Consider the following 15,452-nt stretch of genomic DNA (forward strand, 5'->3'; position numbering starts at 1 on the left):
TTCCGCTAATTTGGCGGAACGACGCTCCGCCAAATTATGGCATCCCGGTACTCATGGAAAGTGTGGCTCCCTCATGCCCTCGTCCCACTCGCTCAGCCAACAGATCGTCTCGGTCAAGCCCATCGTCGTCCCCTCGCCCGGGCGCGGCATCGACCTTCAGGTGAAGGTCACCGCACCCCGCTCGGGCCACAACCTGCCCGTGATCGTCTTCTCCCACGGGAACGCGTGGTCACTGGACGGGTACGAGCCCCTCGTCGACCGGTGGGCCGCCGCCGGATTCGTCGTGGTACAGCCCACCCACCTGGACTCCCGGCGCAACGCCATCGCCTGGGGCGACCCGCGTTTCGCCACCATCTGGCGCGTGCGGATCACCGACCTGCACGCAGTCCTCGACCACCTCGCGGACGTTCTGGCCCAGGCCGGTCTGGAGACCCGCGCCGACCCTGAGCGCACTGCCGTGGTCGGCCACTCCTGGGGCGCCCAGACCGCGGGCGCCCTCCTCGGTGCGCGCGTGCTGGACGCCGAGGGTGGTGCGGGAGAGGACTTCTCCCACTCCGCGGTTTCGGCCGGCGCGCTGATCGGGGCGACGGGAACCGGCGACACCCTCACCCCGTTCGCCGCCGAGAACCTTCCGTTCATGAAGCCGGACTTCTCCACCATGACCGCACCGGCCCTGATCGTCGCGGGGGGCAAGGACGACTCGCAGCTCTCCACCCGCGGGCCGGAGTGGTTCACCGACGCCTACCACCTCGGCCCGGCGCCCAAGAGCCTGCTCACCATCACCGAGGCCGAGCACACCATGGGCGGAATCGCCGGCGAGAAGGTCGCCGAGACCACCGACGAGGACCCCGCCCGTGTCGCCCTCACAGCCGACACGATCTCCGCCTACCTCCGCTCGGTCCTCGGCCTCGACGACTCCGGGTGGGCCGCCTTGAACGGCACCGCCGGCGACGGTGGGTGGAGCCTCGCCAGCAAATGACCTCGGTCCGACCACCGTCGTGTACTGGGTGGTCGGCAATGCGGGGCGGGGCTCGGCACCGGAGTGCGCCCCGACCCCGCCGGGCCCGTCGGCGCTTATCCGGAGGGGGTCCGGCTCGGGGTGGGCCGGTTCCTCGGTGGACTTCCCGTACGCCACAACCTGCTCATCAGTGGGTACCCCACCGGCGCGAAGCGGACGTGGCACCGACACCCGTCCGACGGTCTTTTCCGCGAACCGCGGTGGAGCCCTCGCCGCTGGACTTCGCCTTCGTCGTCATCGTCACCGGGGACCGCTCGTCTCTTCGTGCGGCATGACCGGCCTTCCACGCGCTCGCGATGGGCGACTACATCCGTGTCCGTGCATACGCGTGCAGCGCGTCGCGGACGAACGCTGCTCCCTCTGCACCGTGGTATTTGGCGGCGAAGCGCGGATCGTCGACGTAGGTGTGGCCCAAGCCTTCCACCATCTGGATCGAACGGTCCCGGTCGCCCTCGGCGGTAGGGGTGCCGGGGATCTCGCGCAGCCATTGGACGTGCCGGGCCGCCAGTGACTGCGCGCGCCCCGACGTCGGGGAAACCCCGGTCTTCCACACGTCGCCCCATGCGGCTACGAGATCCTCGCTGGCCTGCTTCCAGGCCAGCTGCTCTTCGAGGCTCTTGGAGTGCCACCAGTCGTTGCTCGCCCGGAAGGCGCGCTCGCCCCAGCGCGAGGTCACCTCTTCCTCGTAGCGGTCGTTGAACCCGTCGAGCATCACGTCCATGCACGGTTCGGCCCCGGCCAGGGCGGCTTCGAGGGTGTGCCGCACCGCATGGATCCGCTGCTCGATCCGGTCCCGTTCGCCTTCCAGCTCCGCGATGTGCGCCCTGAGCCCGTCGTGCTCGTCGACCTCCTCCGCCAGGACGTCGGCGATGGCCGACAGGCCCATCCCCAACGTGCGCATCAAGAGGATCCGTTGCAGACGGGCGACCGCACCGGGGCCGTAGTAGCGGTACCCGTTCGCGCCCACGCGGGAGGGTGCCAGGAGTCCGATGCGGTCGTAGTGGCGCAGGGCGCGGCTCGTGATGCCGGCCCTCGTCGCGAGTTCGTTGATCGTCCACTCCATCGCCTGCTCCTGATTGTCGCGACCTGTCGGTCGGCCCCCGACCTCCCGAGCAGGCTGCCAGGTGACTAGCCCTCGTGGCGAAGCGCCGTAGCGATGATCTCCGACTTCCCGGCGTGCAGGGCCTGTGCAGCGGTCTGCCCCGTCGCTGCCAGGTAGGCGTCGACCAGCCTGTTGCCGACGGCGTACCCCGCCCCGGTCGGCAGACCGACCGGGGCAGCGCCGAAGCGCTCCGCGGTGGCGTCGCCGTGCACCCAGGCCGTGAAGTTGTGCATCCCGGTCACGTCGAGTCCGGACACCACTTTGGCGAAGACCGCCTCGTTATGCAGGTGGGGCACCCCGATGCGGGTGCGGCCGAGTCCGTCGCCATAGAGCTGGCGGGCGAACGCGTCGGCCAGGCCCTCCGAGACCACGTGCTCGCCGACCGTGACGGTCATGGGGTTCCACTCGACCCCGCCGGGGCCGTAGCGCAGGTTGTGGTTGAGCTCGTGCACAGCGGTGGCCTCCACCCGTTCCACGTTCTCGGGGAAGGGCCACAGCGTGATCACGATGTAGCCCGATATTCCGCCGTTCCCGGTCACTCCGAGGCTCGGGCCCATGAAGTGGGCGTCGCCGGGGTCGCCGAGCACGACCAGCACGGTGATGTCCGGGGCCTCCAGCCCCGGTGTCGCCGCCGTCTGCACGGCGAGAGCGTCGTCGAGGGCACGCTGCATCCGTTCCCAAGCCCCGGCCGCCGCCAGCGTCTCCAGTGCGTCGAGGCAGCGCTTCTCGTCACGGTCGACGGGAAATCCGGACGCCTGCCGGTGCATGTCCACCAGATCGACGTCTCCGGGGAAGTAGCGGTACATGCCGCTGAGGGGGTGGAGCATCGAGCGCAGCAGGGCGACACGGTCCGCGGCGGGAGCCCGCAGGATGCGCGTCATGGCGGAGTAGGTGTCGAGAACGGTGATCGTCATGTCCCCCGACACTAGAGATTGACGCAGCGTCAAGGTCAACCGGAAAAGCGCCGAGACCGGATCGGGCCCGCCCCTGGTGAGGGGCGGGCCACGGACGCGGGGTCTACTCGCTGGCCAGCGCCCCGGTGATCGAGGTGGCCGCGGCGCGGCGGGCGGGCAGCAGGGAGGCCAGCAGTCCGGCCAGGACGGCCACCCCGATGAACACCGCGATCTGGCCGAGGGGGAGCCCCAACAGGACGTTGGGAAGGAGTGCGGCGGTCGCCGCCCAGCCGAACACGATGCCCAGCACGATGCCGATTCCGGCGCCGATCAGGCAGAGCATGACGGCCTCCGTCCCGAGCATGCGTCGCAGTTGGCCTTTCTCCAGTCCCAGGGCGCGAAGCAGGGCGGACTCGCGGGTGCGCTCCAGGACCGACAGGGCCATGGTGTTGGAGATGCCGAACACCGCGATGACGATGGCCAGGCCGAGCATCGCCGCGATGGCGTAGAACGCGGTCTCCAGTACCTGGGTGAACTCCTCCCTGATCTCGCTGGTGGAGAAGACCTCCAGCGTGGGGTAGGGGTCGACCGCCGAGTAGACGGCATCACGGAGTTCCACGGCGGAGGCTTCTTCCGTTCCGCGCACGACGACCATGGAGTCGCCGGCCTGTTCGGGGGCCAGCGCGGCGAAGTCGTGCGGGTGGACGGTCAGCCCGTACCAAAGGGAGGAGCTCTCCACCACGGCCGCGACCTCAAGCGTCAGGTCCCCGGCCGGGGCCTCCAACGTGACCGTGTCCCCCAGCCCCAAGGTATCGGCGTGGGTCTCGGCGACCGCGACCGTGCCCGGCCCGAGGTCGGCGAGGTCGCCCTCGACCACCCCGCCCGGGATCTGGGAGCCGGCCTCGGCGCCTACGAAGGCCGACACCGGGACCGTTCCGTCCACCCCGGCGATCTCCTTCTCGCCGGTGCCCACAGAGGTGGTCTGCTGGGCGAAGACCGTTTCCACCTCCGGGGAGGACACCAGTTGGGCGCGCACCTCGTCGGGGACGGTGGAGAGGCCGTCCGGCACCCCGTCCGGCCCGGACGCGACGTCCTCCACGCCCAGCATGGGCCTGATCTCGTAGTCGGAGGGGAACCGGGAGTCGAGTTCCTGGGTCATCGTGCGTTCGATCGAGGAACTGAGCACGGAGTAGCCGGTAATGAGGGTCGCGCCCACGGTGAGGGCGATCATGGCGGTGGCCGCGCGGCGCGGGCTGCGGATGGAGTTGTCCACAGCGAGCATGCTCGGCACGCCCACCCTGCGCAGGGGGACCCCGGCCAGGCGCACGATGCCGCGCACCAGCAGCGGTCCCAGGACCACCACGCCGACGAAGGCGATCATGCCGGCTCCCGCGACGGCGAACAGGCCGGCGGTGTCGGGTCCGACGGCCAGGGCGAGGGCGACCGCTCCGGCCGAAGCCGCGAAGCACAGCAGGCCGAACGCCACACGGATCCAGCCGGTCCCCTTCTCCAGTCCGGTGGCGGTGGCGCTGGTGCGCAGCGCCGCCAACGGGGGGACCCGGGTGGCACGGACCGCGGGGACCATCGCCGAGAAGGTGGACGTCGCTGTTCCCACCAGCAGACCGGTCAGGATGGCGAGGGGCGTGATCACGACCGAAGTGCCCGCGTCGGCACCCATGAGCGGGCCGCCGACACGGAACGCGAGCAGACCGACGCCCATCCCGGCGAGCACGCCGATCGCGGAGGAGAGCAGACCCACGACGAAGGACTCGGCCAGCACCGAGCGGAAGACCTGGCCGCGTGCGGCACCCACACAGCGCAGCAGGGCCAGTTCGCGTTGGCGCTGGGCGATGAGGATGGCGAAGGTGTTGTAGATGACGATCCCGGCCACGAAGACCGCGATGAGCGCGAACAGCAGTAGCGCGGCACGCATCACGTCGGCGCTCGCGCCGGCGTCGTCGGCCAACCGCTCACCGAAAGCGGTTCCCGTCGCGACCTCGGCATCCTCTCCGAGCACGGTCTCCACGGCAGCCGCTGCCTGCGCCTCGGACACCCCGTCGGCGGCCAGGGCGTCGATCTCGAAGTAGCCTTCGGCGCCGGTCACGGCTTTGAAGGACTCCGGGGTAAGGACCAGTGCGCCCCGGTAGCCGAAACCGGGTTCCAGCCCGAGGTCGAGCAATCCGGTGACGGTGAACGCGTGCTCGTTCTGTTCCTGGTCCAGGAGGGTGACCGTGTCACCGATGCCGAAACCGGTCTGGTCGGCGATCGAGGCGGCCAGGGCGATCTCGCCGTCGGAGGACGGCAGTTCACCTTCGGAGGCGGAGAAGCGTACGACCTCGTCGACGGTGATCGCCGCCGGTGGGAAGGTGCCGAAGGAACGGCCGGAATCGTCCAGCAGCACCGCCCCGCTCTGGCGCATGCCGCCGGCGTCGCTGATCTGGGGCAGGGCGCGGATCTGTTCGAGCTGCTGTTGGGTGAAGGGGACGGGCTCCTGGGACTCCTCTTCCGGGCCGGGAACGGGCAGACCGGGAGTGGCGATGGCGTCGACGCTGGTGGCGGCGCCCATGACGGAGCGTTCGTAGTCGGCCTTGAGGGTGTCGGCGAAGACCATGGTTCCGGTGACGAACACTACGCCGAGCACGATGGCCAGCACGGTGGTGACGTAGCGGGACTTGTGCAGTCGCAGGCCCGCCAGGGTGGTGCGCAGCATGGCTCAGACCTCCAGATTGAGCAGGCGGGCCGAGACGAGTTCGGCGGTGGGGTCGGTGACCTCGTCGACCAGGCGGCCGTCGCGCAGGAAGACGACGCGGTCGGCGTAGGAGGCGGCGACGGGGTCGTGGGTGACCATGACGATGGTCTGGTGCAGTTCGCGGGTGGAGTTCTGCAGGAAGGCGAGGATCTCGGCGCCCGAGCGCGAGTCGAGGTTGCCGGTGGGCTCGTCGGCGTAGACGACCTCGGGGGCGTTGAGCAGGGCGCGGGCCACGGCAACGCGTTGCTGCTGGCCGCCGGAGAGTTTGGCGGGCAGGTGGTCCAGGCGCTCGCTCAGGCCCACGACGTCGACGATGTGGTCGAGGCGTGCCCGGTCGACGGTGCGTTTGGCGATCTGGGAGGGCAGGAGGATGTTCTGTCGGGCGGTGAGCATGGGCAGGAGGTTGAAGGACTGGAAGATGAAGCCGATCCGGTCGCGGCGCAGGCGGGTGAGTTCGGCGTCGCGCATACCGGTGATCTGGGTGCGACCGAGGTGGACGGTGCCGGACGTGGAGGTGTCGAGTCCGGCAAGGCAGTGCATGAGGGTGGATTTCCCCGAGCCCGAGGGGCCCATGATGGCGGTGAAGGCACCACGGTGGAATTCGATGTCGACGCCGTCCAGGGCGTGGATTTGGCTGGCTCCGGTGTCATAGGTCTTGGTCAGTCCGCGAGCCACGACCACGGGTGGAGCGGTAACCGCGGGGTCGGACTGTGCGAAGGGGTGGTTCACGGCGGACGTGCCCATGACGAACTGCTCCAAGGTGTCGGGGTGATTGCGGTGCCGGCGGCCGGGGCGTCCCGAGCCTTCCGGCGTGCTTCTCACGCTAGGTTCGGGCCCCCTGGCCGGACATCCCCCTTATGGACGACCCCTTCGTGTGCTTATGGACGATGCGGGGCCGGGTCCACGACGCTTTCGTCGGTGCGCCCCCGACGAAAGTCGGGGGCCGAGGAGCGGCGGGGCCTGTAGAGGGCCGCTCCGACTCTGAGCTGCGCGGGAACCCGCCGCAAGAACGGGAGACTGGCGATACTCCGCGCCAATGTCCCCGGGGCCCTGGCCTGCGGCCTCCCGGCGCTGTCGGCCGCGTGCCCGGGGTCAGCTCCGCGGGCTCAGCCCCGCCACGGCCAGCCGGAACAACCGATCCGCCTCCACTGCGGGATCCGGTCGGTGTTCCGTTGCGAGGACGATGCCGACGACCAGCGTGATCAGGTCGGGGACGGTGATTCCCGCCGTCACAGCGCCGTCCTGCACGGCGGCGCGCAGCAGAGGGGCCCCTGCCTCTTCCATCATCGCGGCGCAGGTGTTCTCGTGCAGCGGGTCGGGCACGGCCCCGTCGTAGACCAGGGCGGCCGCCAGCCCGCGGGCGGAGACGCAGTAGGCGACGACGTCGCCCAGCCATTCCAGCAGCACGGCCCGGCTGTCGCCCGTGCCGGTCAGTTCGCGGGCGCGGACGCACAGGGCCTCGATCCGCTGATGGGAGACGGCCTCCAACAGCGCGCGACGGGTGGGGAAGTGTCGGCGCACGGTCGCCGAGCCGACCCCGGCGATGCGGGCGATCTGTTCCAGGGAGGCGCCGGCGCCCTGCGCGGCGACCTCCTCCTCGGCCACGGCGAGGATCCGCGCGTAGTTGCGCCGGGCGTCCGCACGCTGGCGGTCGGGCATGGCGTCATCTCCAGGCTTGCTAAGTGGCGGGGCCCGCCGTATCGTACCGCAAAGTAAACGGCGGGCCCCGCCGTTTACTGTCCGAAGCATTCGAGGAGCACCATGTCCGCAGACTCCGCACCCGTCCTGGTCACCGGCGCCACCGGCCGGCAGGGCGGGGCCACCGCCCGCACCCTGCTCGCGGCCGGCGTTCCCGTCCGCGCCCTGGTGCGCGATCCCTCCACCGACCGGGCGAGAGCCGTCGAGGCGCTCGGTGCCGAACTGGTCACCGGCGATCTCCACGACCGCGGTTCCGTGGTCCGGGCCGCCGAGGGCGCCCGCGCCGTCTTCTCCGTGCAGATGCCCGAGATCACCGAGGAGGGCTTCGACTTCGAGGGGGAGGTGGCCCAGGGGATCAACCTCATCGAAGGCGCGAAGGCGGCCGGGGTGCGACAGTTCGTGCACACGTCCGTCAGCGGCGCGGGGCAGCACACCGAGACCCCCGGCTGGGCCGAAGGCCGCTGGGCTTCGATGGAGCCCACCATGAAAGCCAAGAGCGCGATCCAGGACCGGCTCCGTACGGCCGGCTTCCCGCACTGGACACTGCTCAAGCCGGGCTTCTTCATGGTGAACTTCCTGCCCTCCATGGCGTTCATGTTTCCGCGTGGCGTCGAGGGCGGCCTGGTGAGCGTCCTGAAGCCCGGGACCCGCCTGTCCCTGGTCGCGGTCGAGGACATCGGCAAGGCCGCTGCCGCGGCCATCGCCGCACCGGAGCGATTCGACGGGATCGAACTGGAACTGGCGAGCGACTACCTGTCGATGACGGAGATCGCCGAAGTCCTCTCCCAGGCCCTGGGCACCCCGCTGTCCGCGCCGGACATGACCGAGGAGGAGGCCCTCGCGGCCGGAATGCCGGCGATGGGGATCGGGCACGAGTGGCTGAACGTGGCGGGCCAGCCGGGCCGTCCGGAGCACGCGCGGGACCTCGGCATCCCGCTCACCGGCTTCACGGCATGGGCGCGGGAACACATGCCGACCGTGGCCTGACCCGCCCATGGGCGGAGAGGGGCGAGCGCTGCGGCCCGGGTTCGTCGCGGCGCGTGCGGTGCTGTCGCACGGAGGACGCCGCTCACCCGATCGACAGCCCGCGCCGGCCCCGGCACCGTTCGGGCCACGGTCGGCCGAGGCCGATGATGAACGCGGCGGGTGGATCGCGCCGTGGCCGTCCTTCTCGCCCCGTGGGCGGGGCGAGAAGCCGGGCCTCGTTCTCAGCCGCCGATGACCACGCGGGCGGTTGCGGTCGGTCCTTCCCACTCGGGTCCGGTCGCGGCGTTGCGGGGTGGACGGGAGACCCGGTTGGCCGTCGTGGTGACGACGGCGTGCGGGCCGTTGAGCACACCCGGATCACCACCGGTAGCGGACTCGGGGGAGTGGACGGGATGCCAGTCCAGGGCCAGGTAGCCCCCGGCCGCGTCCACCGTCAGCACCCCTGAGGAGCCGGGACCGGCCAGAGCGGCCAATACCCGCTCGGGTGCCGAAGCCAGCCAGGCGGGGAAGTCGGTGTGCCCGGCCACCGTCACCAGCAGCCCGCGCTCGGCGGCAGCGGGCACCAGTACCTCCAGGCCCCATCCGGTACTGGGACGGTAGGCGGCCCACAGGCCGGCGACCTGGCGGGGGCGCACCAGCAGCCCGCGCACCGGATCCTCTCCACCGCCCGCTACCCGAAGCCACACCCCGCGTATCGCGTGTTCACTCATGACTCCCAGCATCGCCTTATCGAGGCAGCGGTGTGGGGTGAACCGGCTGACTCGCCTCACGGGGGAGGCGCGGGACGCCGTCCAGGAGGCGGCCCGGTCAAGCGTTACCGCGCCGCGCGGGAAACCCCCGTTCCGGTCCCGGGTCGCCCCCCGGGGCCGAGTCTCACGTACGGGGCATCACGGGAGCCCCGGCTCGACGGCCCCAGACGACGAAGGCGGAGAGCAGGGCGAGCACCACGTTGAAGGCCACGTCCGTCTCGCCTCTAAAGAGATGGAAGGCGATGGCGCAGACCTGGAGTGCCGAGCATCCGAGAGCGGCCAGCGCCGTCAACTGCGGCTTCACGCGGGTGAGGGCGGGCAGGAGAACGCCGAGGCCACCGAGGATATCGAGCCCGGACGTGACGTAGAGCAAGGCCAGGGGAGTCTCCCCGACCCACGGGAAGACCTCGGCGAGCTGCGCCACGGGCGTGATCAGTTTCCAGGCACCTCCGCCGACGAACACCGACGCCAGTATCCACTGGATGCCCCAGAGGGTGATGTCGAGCCACCTGGAGGCAGGCGATCTGCGGTCGAGTCGACCCTTGGTCGTCATGATGTCTCTCGTTTCGCGTGTTGTCGGAGACCGGAATCGGTGACCACACCTATTGGCCACTGGACAAAGAAAGTAGACGAGTTGAACGATAATGTACAACTCGTTCAGAAGTTTGCCGAGTGGAGAGAACCCGTGGATAGGATCGGTGGCTATGGGAGCGAGGAAACCGGCCGCTGAGGACCCCAGAGTCCTGCGGACGCGCAGAGACGTGGTCGACGCAGCCGTGCGGATCTTCGCGACCGAAGGATGGGCCGCCGTCACCCACGCCGAGGTGGCGCGCAGGGCGGGGTACTCCAAGGCGACCGTCTACGCGCATTGGCCGACGCGTCTGGATCTGATGCGGGCGTCCGTCGGCAAGATCTGCGACGAGACCGACCACCCCGCACCCACTGGGGATCTGCGTACGGATCTGGTCCACGGGCTGGTCGATTTCGCCGAAGACCTTGAGAGCGGCCACCTCGACCGTGTACTGGGCGGACTGTTGGAGCGAAGCGGGAGCGACCCGGAGGTGGACGGGTTGCGTCGGCAGCTCTACGAGGCGGGGACCCGGTCACTGGAGTCGGTGCTGCGTACCCACCTGCCCTCGGAGGACGTCGAACCGTCCCTCGCGCTCCTGGTCGGCGGTGTGCTCTCCAGGAGCGCGTTCCAGGTGAAACCCTCCACCAAAGCGTTCGTGGAAGACCTCGTCGACCGGGTTCTCGCCTCTTCAGGGCGTCACGGGACCACTCGGTGACGGTTTCGGCGCTGCACACGCCCTGGCCGGCCCGGTCGGCGCCGGCGGAGTACCACATGACGCCGCCGGGGAGGCGAAAGCGGCGGGTGCGCTGATCCGCACCCACGGCGGCCGGGCCCTGTTCGCCCGGGGTGCGAAGACGGTGGTGATCGAACCGGGGCCGGCTCGCCCATGCCGCCCCCACCTTCGGCACCGGTCTTGAGGGGCGGCCCCCACGATCCCGACCGACGAGGCCGACAGGCCCCGCGCCGTGGAAGTCCCCGGCATCGGCCGGTGAGCACGTGGGGGACCACCGTCAAATCCTGCGGCGATCCGCCCCTACGCGCCTGCCGCGCGCAGCAGGCGGAGCTGGCCGATCTCGGCGGCGTTCTTCATCAGCTCGGCGTTGACCCAGGCGAGCATGTGGGCGACGGTCATGTCGGAATCGTCCTGCCACGGGAACGGCGCGGCGGTGTCCAGATCCGCGTCGGTGAGCCGGTCCAGGACCCTCAGCCACTCCGCGCGCAGGTCGCGCAACCACTCGACGGCCGGCTCCCCGGGACCGGGCCAGGCGATCTCGACCCGCTCGCGCGGGGTGCGTCCCTGCGCGTGGTCGATGGTCACGCTCCACCACCAGCCGATGTGCCAACTGATCCAGCCGATCGTGGGGACCGGGATCGGGTCGGGTTCGGTCTCGTCCCAGTCCGGCACCCACCCGCCCTCAGGCCCCTGGCGCACCGTCCAGAAGTGCGGCGCGGGCTCCCACAGGAAGTCCTGCGGCTCCAGCCGGTCCAGATGGAATGCGAACAGCGACCAGTTCAACTCGAACTGCCACCGCAACAGGTCACGACGGGAAACAGACATCCGCCGACCCTGCCACACCGGCCGGCCGCGCCGAAAGCGGTTTTCCGGGGGTTCGCCCGCACGTGGGGCAGCTCGGCGGCTCCTCCCCGGGCACGGAGAAGGCAATGGTCATCCCGGAGGTCCGCTCCCACCCGGCCAGCATCTCCTCGGCGTCGGATGCCGTCGAGGCGTACACGGAGAAGAGGTGGCCGCCGCGCCCGTCCTCCATCATGAGCAGGAACGGGGGGACACGGCCGGTGTCGCTGCTGAACGCCCGGATTCCGGCGGCCCCGGCGTCGGTGGAGCGCCCGGCGCCGGTCCACGGGACATAGCCCAACGCGCGCAGGGCGGTGTCCAGAGCCGCATCGGAACCGTCCCAGACAGCTAAGAGGTGGTCCTCGACGAGGGCCCAGGCGCCTTTGGTAACCAGGGACGCCGTGGGGAGCGGCCCGGCTGTTGTCGTCATGGTCCAGACGATAGGCCCCAGGGGCGACATCGCCGGGGCCGCGCGGTCCGAAACCCCCCGACCGGGCCGTACCGCACCCCACACTGGTCCCATGCACGTGATCGTGGTCGGTGGGGGAATCGTCGGGGCCGGTGCGGCCTATGAGCTGACCAGGCGCGGTGTCCGCACCACGCTGGTGGACCGGGGGGCACGCGGAGCCGCGACCCAGGCGGGGGCGGGGGTCGTGTTCCCCTGGCCCTTCCCGGGCACGGCTCCGGCCGAGCGCGCGTTCCGGCTGGGCGCCGCCGCACACTACCCCCGGCTGATGGCCGACCTCGCCGCCGACGACTGCGGCCCCACCGGGTACGCAGTCGTCGGCGGCCTGTCCGTCGGGGCCGACCTCGACTCCCTGCGCGCGGAGTCCGCGGCGGTGACGGCCATGGCGGCGCAAGCCGGCTTCCACGCCATGGGGAAGGTCGATCTCCTGGACGCGGGGGAGCCCGCGCGCCGTTTCCCGCTCGTGCGGGCCGACCTCGCGGGGGTGTCGGTGCCGGGCACGGCCCGGGTCAACGGCGCGGCTGCCTGCGCGGCCCTGCTGACCGCCGCCGAGGAACGCGCGCTGCGCCGACGCGGGGGAGAGGCCCGACTGCTCACCGACGGGACCCGGGTGACCGGTGTCCGGGTGGGCGCCGACGACCTGGCCGCCGATGCCGTGGTGCTCGCCGCAGGTGCCTGGTCGGCGCAGGCGCTGCGTCCGCTGGGGATCGAACTCGGTGTGCGGCCGGTGCGCGGCCAGGTGCTGCACCTGCGGCTGGCCGAGGCCGGCGCCGGGCGTTGGCCGGTGGTGCGCGCCGGTGACACCCGGTACCTGGTGCCCGTCGGCCCGGACCGGGTCGTCGTCGGCTCCACCCATGATCCTGGAGCGGGTTTCGACGCCCGGACGACCGCCGGCGCCACCCACCGGCTGCTCGCCGACGCGTTGGCGCTGGCACCCGGACTGACCGACGCGTCCCCGGTGGAGGCCAGGGTGGGCCTGCGCCCCGTGGGGGCGGACGGTGCTCAACTGCTCGGCGGGGTCGAAGGGCTGCCCGGTCTGGTGGTGGCCACCGGTCTGGGCGGCGACGGGCTGACCCTGGGGCCCTACCAGGGGGCGGTGGCCGCGTCCCTCGCTCTGGACGAGGCCCCTGAACTGGACCTTGAGCCCTTCCGACCGGACCGTTGACCGAGGCCGCCCCCTTTTCGGTCCTTTGGGGCTGCCGGAACCGGTCGCGAAGTGCCAGCTGTTGCCGTCGACGTCCTTGAGGACCAGGAACCGTGACGAAGGCCGTCCGGCCGCGTTGACCGTGGCCAGGTTCATGATGTGCGGCTCGGGGACTCCCGCCGCGATGGCCTTCTCCAGCCACGACACGAACAGGGCGCCCGGCTCGGGGGGCCTGCTCCGTGCGGAAACCGGGGAGTTCGGTGTCGAACATCCCGATCGTGCGCAGCAGCGCACGCACCGTTGCCGACGAAGTGGGGGTGGGACGTCGCAGGTGCCGTTCTTCTTGTCGTCGACCACTACAGGGCGGCGTCCTCCCCGGCAAAGACCGACCCCACGCTATCGGGCGGCCCTCGATCCCCCGGTGCTACGAGCATGCCCGAAGCCGAGCGGGCGTGGCGGGGGAGCCGTCCCGGTGAGAGAGCGGGGCGACCCGCCGGACGGGGGCCGCTGAACGGTGCCCGGCCGCGTCACGCTTGGGGAGCCGGGGCTGTCCGCGTCCCGCGTACGGCAGCCGGTCCTGACCCCTTGCGGGGATTGTCGCGACCGGCCACTTTTCTTCCCTCTCAACAACAGAATTTCTTCCTCTGGGATGACAGTCATACTCTTTCGAGTGTGCTATAAAAGTTGCGTCGGTACGCATCAAGTTACTTCACACAGGAGGTGGTCACAATGTTGATGCGCACGGACCCGTTCCGCGACTTCGACCGCATCACGCAGAGGCTTCTCGGGGAGTCCGCACGTCCCACGGCCATGCCGCTGGACGCTTACCGTGAAGGCGATTCCTTCGTCATCCACTTCGACCTCCCCGGCGTACGGGCCGACTCCATCGACCTGGAGATCGAGCGCAACGTGCTCACCGTCCGGGCCGAGCGGGTCGGAACCACTGCCGAAGGGCGGGAGATGGTCCTGGCGGAGCGTCCCTCGGGAACGTTCTCGCGCCAACTGTTCCTGGGGGAGACCCTCGACGCGGACAACATCGCCGCAGACTATGCCGACGGGGTCCTCACTCTGCGCGTCCCCGTCGCCGAGCAGGCCAAGCCGCGCAAGATCAGCGTCAGTGAGAACAACGGCCGCGCACACCAGATCAGGGCCTGAGCGCTCCGGCCGGCAGACGCGCCGGATCGACTGCCTTCCGTAAGGGCCGCAAGCCGCGAAGACAGTTCTGCGGCCGCGCCGCGACCGGTCCGGCGACGCGGTGCTCGTGCGTCGGACCGGTCTTCCGGTCCGACGCCGGGTCTTCCTCGCGCCGCAACGGCCCAGCACCGGTGTTGGCTCCGAGCCGCGCCGCTGCGCAAGGGCCGTCGGGGCCGCCACGGGTGGTACGCCGCCAGAGCGGGCTCTATCCACCCTCGCCACCGGCCCCGGCCGACCAGCTCCCTGCCGCCCTGCCCCGAACGTCACCCGGAACGGAGCAGGGCCGACGGTACGGCACCGGGAGGTCGCCTGGCGCGCGAGTTCTTCGAGCCCTTGCTCACCACCGCCGGGGTGGACAGGGCACTGTGCCGTGCTGGCGTCTATTCGGCACCGATGGAGGTGCCGACGTCGTCAACGTATTGGTTTGGCGAGCCGATCAGTTTTCCACGCGCGTCGTATTCACGGACGATGGTCTCGCTTCTCGCTCCGAACGCTGCGGTGAGGACACCTTCCGTGCTGGCAATGACGCCCTTTGGGGCGATGCTGTAACCGGAGATGTCCACGACACCCACCTGCTCTACTATTTTGGGCGTGTAATTGAACGCCTGGAGATCCCTGATGAGCTTATCGACAGAAACCCACCACAAACGGTGATGAGGGTCCGAATCACTGATGGGGATGTTCTTTTCGAACTGCACCGCAACGCCGCCGTGCAGCGGGATGGTGGCCGTGAAGGGAACCTTGTACTGCCTCATGTCCACGTGCATCAATACGTCGGCATAGTGCGTAGAGGGTACTTCTACAGGAACGGTATACTTATAGATTCTTTTGGCCGACTCTAGAGACTTGCGCCCGGCACTGAAATTCACCTCCCCGCTCTGCTTGAACCCTCCGCTCGCGACGAAGGGAAGCTCCAGCTTCCCGCTCACCTCGTAGCCGAGCTTGAAACCACCGGTGATTGTGACCTCAATGGACTCCGTGATCTCCTTGGAGAACTCAACCGTCTCCTTGAGGGTGGTGCTGCCGTGCCGATTGTCGATGCGCCGCGATCCGCCGAAGTCCCTGACCGGCTGTAGATGGTCTTCAACCGGCTGGTAGTTCACCTTCACACCCGCACCCTCCTGGACCTTCTCCCAGTTCCTCAGGTGCTCACTTTTCGCTATGTCCCAGTTTTTCTTCGTCGTGGCGATCCAGAGCACTCTCCCCCCGCCCCCGCGGAACAACTTCTGCCTTTCGGCCCAGGCGTACGTCAGGTCGTCGATACTGAGACCGCTCATTTTGGACTCCCATCACATACCGCCCGATAAA

The 15,452-nt window shown here is 70.0% G+C and carries 15 protein-coding genes; 5 read left to right on the forward strand and 10 right to left on the reverse strand.

The features are described from left to right. Window positions 1-73: 73 nt before the first annotated feature. Complete coding sequence (locus QSJ59_RS13365) at window positions 74-979, forward strand: alpha/beta hydrolase family protein (RefSeq protein ID WP_285759851.1); 906 nt, start codon at window positions 74-76, stop codon at window positions 977-979. Between the two features lie 343 nt (window positions 980-1,322). Here QSJ59_RS13365 and QSJ59_RS13370 read toward each other — a convergent pair whose 3' ends face one another. From QSJ59_RS13370 to QSJ59_RS13390, 5 genes are all read right to left on the reverse strand, one after another. After that, entirely contained in the window at window positions 1,323-2,081 is a 759-nt protein-coding gene (locus tag QSJ59_RS13370) for a MerR family transcriptional regulator (RefSeq protein WP_285759852.1), read from the reverse strand. A gap of 65 nt (window positions 2,082-2,146) precedes the next feature. After that, window positions 2,147-3,034 (reverse strand): DUF2268 domain-containing putative Zn-dependent protease, encoded by an 888-nt coding sequence (locus QSJ59_RS13375; RefSeq protein ID WP_285759853.1) that lies wholly within the window; start codon window positions 3,032-3,034, stop codon window positions 2,147-2,149. A 103-nt stretch (window positions 3,035-3,137) separates the two neighbouring features. Further along, window positions 3,138-5,723 carry an ABC transporter permease gene (locus QSJ59_RS13380; protein ID WP_285759854.1) on the reverse strand — a complete coding sequence of 862 codons (2,586 nt, stop codon included), beginning with the start codon at window positions 5,721-5,723 and terminating at the stop codon, window positions 3,138-3,140. Window positions 5,724-5,726: 3 nt separating this feature from the next. Further along, window positions 5,727-6,506, reverse strand: coding sequence for an ABC transporter ATP-binding protein (locus QSJ59_RS13385; protein ID WP_285759855.1), 780 nt, complete (start codon window positions 6,504-6,506; stop codon window positions 5,727-5,729). Between the two features lie 348 nt (window positions 6,507-6,854). Continuing rightward, window positions 6,855-7,421 (reverse strand): TetR/AcrR family transcriptional regulator, encoded by a 567-nt coding sequence (locus tag QSJ59_RS13390; protein ID WP_285759856.1) that lies wholly within the window; start codon window positions 7,419-7,421, stop codon window positions 6,855-6,857. 102 nt (window positions 7,422-7,523) lie between these two features. Between QSJ59_RS13390 and QSJ59_RS13395 the strand changes: the two genes are divergently transcribed. Beyond that, window positions 7,524-8,447, forward strand: a complete 924-nt coding sequence (locus QSJ59_RS13395; protein WP_285759857.1) for an NmrA family NAD(P)-binding protein — start codon at window positions 7,524-7,526, stop codon at window positions 8,445-8,447. Window positions 8,448-8,668: 221 nt separating this feature from the next. Here the strand turns inward: QSJ59_RS13395 and QSJ59_RS13400 are convergent, their stop codons facing one another. Then, the gene (locus QSJ59_RS13400) at window positions 8,669-9,157 is read right to left on the reverse strand and encodes a hypothetical protein (RefSeq protein ID WP_285759858.1); all 489 of its coding nucleotides are present in this window, start codon (window positions 9,155-9,157) and stop codon (window positions 8,669-8,671) included. A gap of 163 nt (window positions 9,158-9,320) precedes the next feature. Beyond that, window positions 9,321-9,749: a DoxX family protein gene (locus tag QSJ59_RS13405; protein ID WP_285759859.1), complete on the reverse strand. Its 429-nt coding sequence runs from the start codon at window positions 9,747-9,749 to the stop codon at window positions 9,321-9,323. A 151-nt stretch (window positions 9,750-9,900) separates the two neighbouring features. Here QSJ59_RS13405 and QSJ59_RS13410 point away from each other — a divergent pair, with 151 nt between their 5' ends. Beyond that, entirely contained in the window at window positions 9,901-10,482 is a 582-nt protein-coding gene (locus QSJ59_RS13410; RefSeq protein WP_285759860.1) for a TetR/AcrR family transcriptional regulator, read from the forward strand. Window positions 10,483-10,800: 318 nt separating this feature from the next. Here QSJ59_RS13410 and QSJ59_RS13415 read toward each other — a convergent pair whose 3' ends face one another. Both QSJ59_RS13415 and QSJ59_RS13420 read right to left on the reverse strand, forming a co-directional pair. After that, the gene (locus QSJ59_RS13415; protein ID WP_285759861.1) at window positions 10,801-11,325 is read right to left on the reverse strand and encodes a DinB family protein; all 525 of its coding nucleotides are present in this window, start codon (window positions 11,323-11,325) and stop codon (window positions 10,801-10,803) included. Continuing rightward, the gene (locus QSJ59_RS13420) at window positions 11,306-11,770 is read right to left on the reverse strand and encodes a hypothetical protein (RefSeq protein WP_285759862.1); all 465 of its coding nucleotides are present in this window, start codon (window positions 11,768-11,770) and stop codon (window positions 11,306-11,308) included. Before QSJ59_RS13420 ends, QSJ59_RS13415 begins: the two co-directional genes overlap by 20 nt. Window positions 11,771-11,861: 91 nt before the next feature. On the opposite strand from QSJ59_RS13420, the gene QSJ59_RS13425 reads away from it, so the two are divergent. Both QSJ59_RS13425 and QSJ59_RS13430 read left to right on the forward strand, forming a co-directional pair. Further along, window positions 11,862-12,971 carry an NAD(P)/FAD-dependent oxidoreductase gene (locus QSJ59_RS13425; RefSeq protein ID WP_285759863.1) on the forward strand — a complete coding sequence of 370 codons (1,110 nt, stop codon included), beginning with the start codon at window positions 11,862-11,864 and terminating at the stop codon, window positions 12,969-12,971. A 708-nt stretch (window positions 12,972-13,679) separates the two neighbouring features. Then, window positions 13,680-14,105, forward strand: a complete 426-nt coding sequence (locus tag QSJ59_RS13430) for an Hsp20/alpha crystallin family protein (RefSeq protein WP_285759864.1) — start codon at window positions 13,680-13,682, stop codon at window positions 14,103-14,105. A 419-nt stretch (window positions 14,106-14,524) separates the two neighbouring features. On the opposite strand, the gene QSJ59_RS13435 is transcribed toward QSJ59_RS13430, so the two are convergent. After that, window positions 14,525-15,421 carry an ETX/MTX2 family pore-forming toxin gene (locus QSJ59_RS13435; protein ID WP_285759865.1) on the reverse strand — a complete coding sequence of 299 codons (897 nt, stop codon included), beginning with the start codon at window positions 15,419-15,421 and terminating at the stop codon, window positions 14,525-14,527. Window positions 15,422-15,452 lie beyond the last annotated feature (31 nt).

Source organism: Nocardiopsis ansamitocini, from assembly GCF_030268225.1.
Classification (GTDB): Bacteria; Actinomycetota; Actinomycetes; order Streptosporangiales; family Streptosporangiaceae; genus Nocardiopsis_D; species Nocardiopsis_D ansamitocini.

Bases quoted from the DNA above. Each gene is read 5' to 3' on its own strand.
- QSJ59_RS13435 (WP_285759865.1), bottom strand. From the start codon at position 15,421: ATGAGCGGTCTCAGTATCGACGACCTGACGTACGCCTGGGCCGAAAGG.
- QSJ59_RS13420 (WP_285759862.1), bottom strand. From the start codon at position 11,770: ATGACGACAACAGCCGGGCCGCTCCCCACGGCGTCCCTGGTTACCAAA.
- QSJ59_RS13385 (WP_285759855.1), bottom strand. From the start codon at position 6,506: ATGGGCACGTCCGCCGTGAACCACCCCTTCGCACAGTCCGACCCCGCG.
- QSJ59_RS13425 (WP_285759863.1), top strand. From the start codon at position 11,862: ATGCACGTGATCGTGGTCGGTGGGGGAATCGTCGGGGCCGGTGCGGCC.
- QSJ59_RS13375 (WP_285759853.1), bottom strand. From the start codon at position 3,034: ATGACGATCACCGTTCTCGACACCTACTCCGCCATGACGCGCATCCTG.
- QSJ59_RS13390 (WP_285759856.1), bottom strand. From the start codon at position 7,421: ATGCCCGACCGCCAGCGTGCGGACGCCCGGCGCAACTACGCGCGGATC.
- QSJ59_RS13365 (WP_285759851.1), top strand. From the start codon at position 74: ATGCCCTCGTCCCACTCGCTCAGCCAACAGATCGTCTCGGTCAAGCCC.
- QSJ59_RS13400 (WP_285759858.1), bottom strand. From the start codon at position 9,157: ATGAGTGAACACGCGATACGCGGGGTGTGGCTTCGGGTAGCGGGCGGT.
- QSJ59_RS13405 (WP_285759859.1), bottom strand. From the start codon at position 9,749: ATGACGACCAAGGGTCGACTCGACCGCAGATCGCCTGCCTCCAGGTGG.
- QSJ59_RS13430 (WP_285759864.1), top strand. From the start codon at position 13,680: ATGTTGATGCGCACGGACCCGTTCCGCGACTTCGACCGCATCACGCAG.
- QSJ59_RS13395 (WP_285759857.1), top strand. From the start codon at position 7,524: ATGTCCGCAGACTCCGCACCCGTCCTGGTCACCGGCGCCACCGGCCGG.
- QSJ59_RS13415 (WP_285759861.1), bottom strand. From the start codon at position 11,325: ATGTCTGTTTCCCGTCGTGACCTGTTGCGGTGGCAGTTCGAGTTGAAC.
- QSJ59_RS13370 (WP_285759852.1), bottom strand. From the start codon at position 2,081: ATGGAGTGGACGATCAACGAACTCGCGACGAGGGCCGGCATCACGAGC.
- QSJ59_RS13380 (WP_285759854.1), bottom strand. From the start codon at position 5,723: ATGCTGCGCACCACCCTGGCGGGCCTGCGACTGCACAAGTCCCGCTAC.
- QSJ59_RS13410 (WP_285759860.1), top strand. From the start codon at position 9,901: ATGGGAGCGAGGAAACCGGCCGCTGAGGACCCCAGAGTCCTGCGGACG.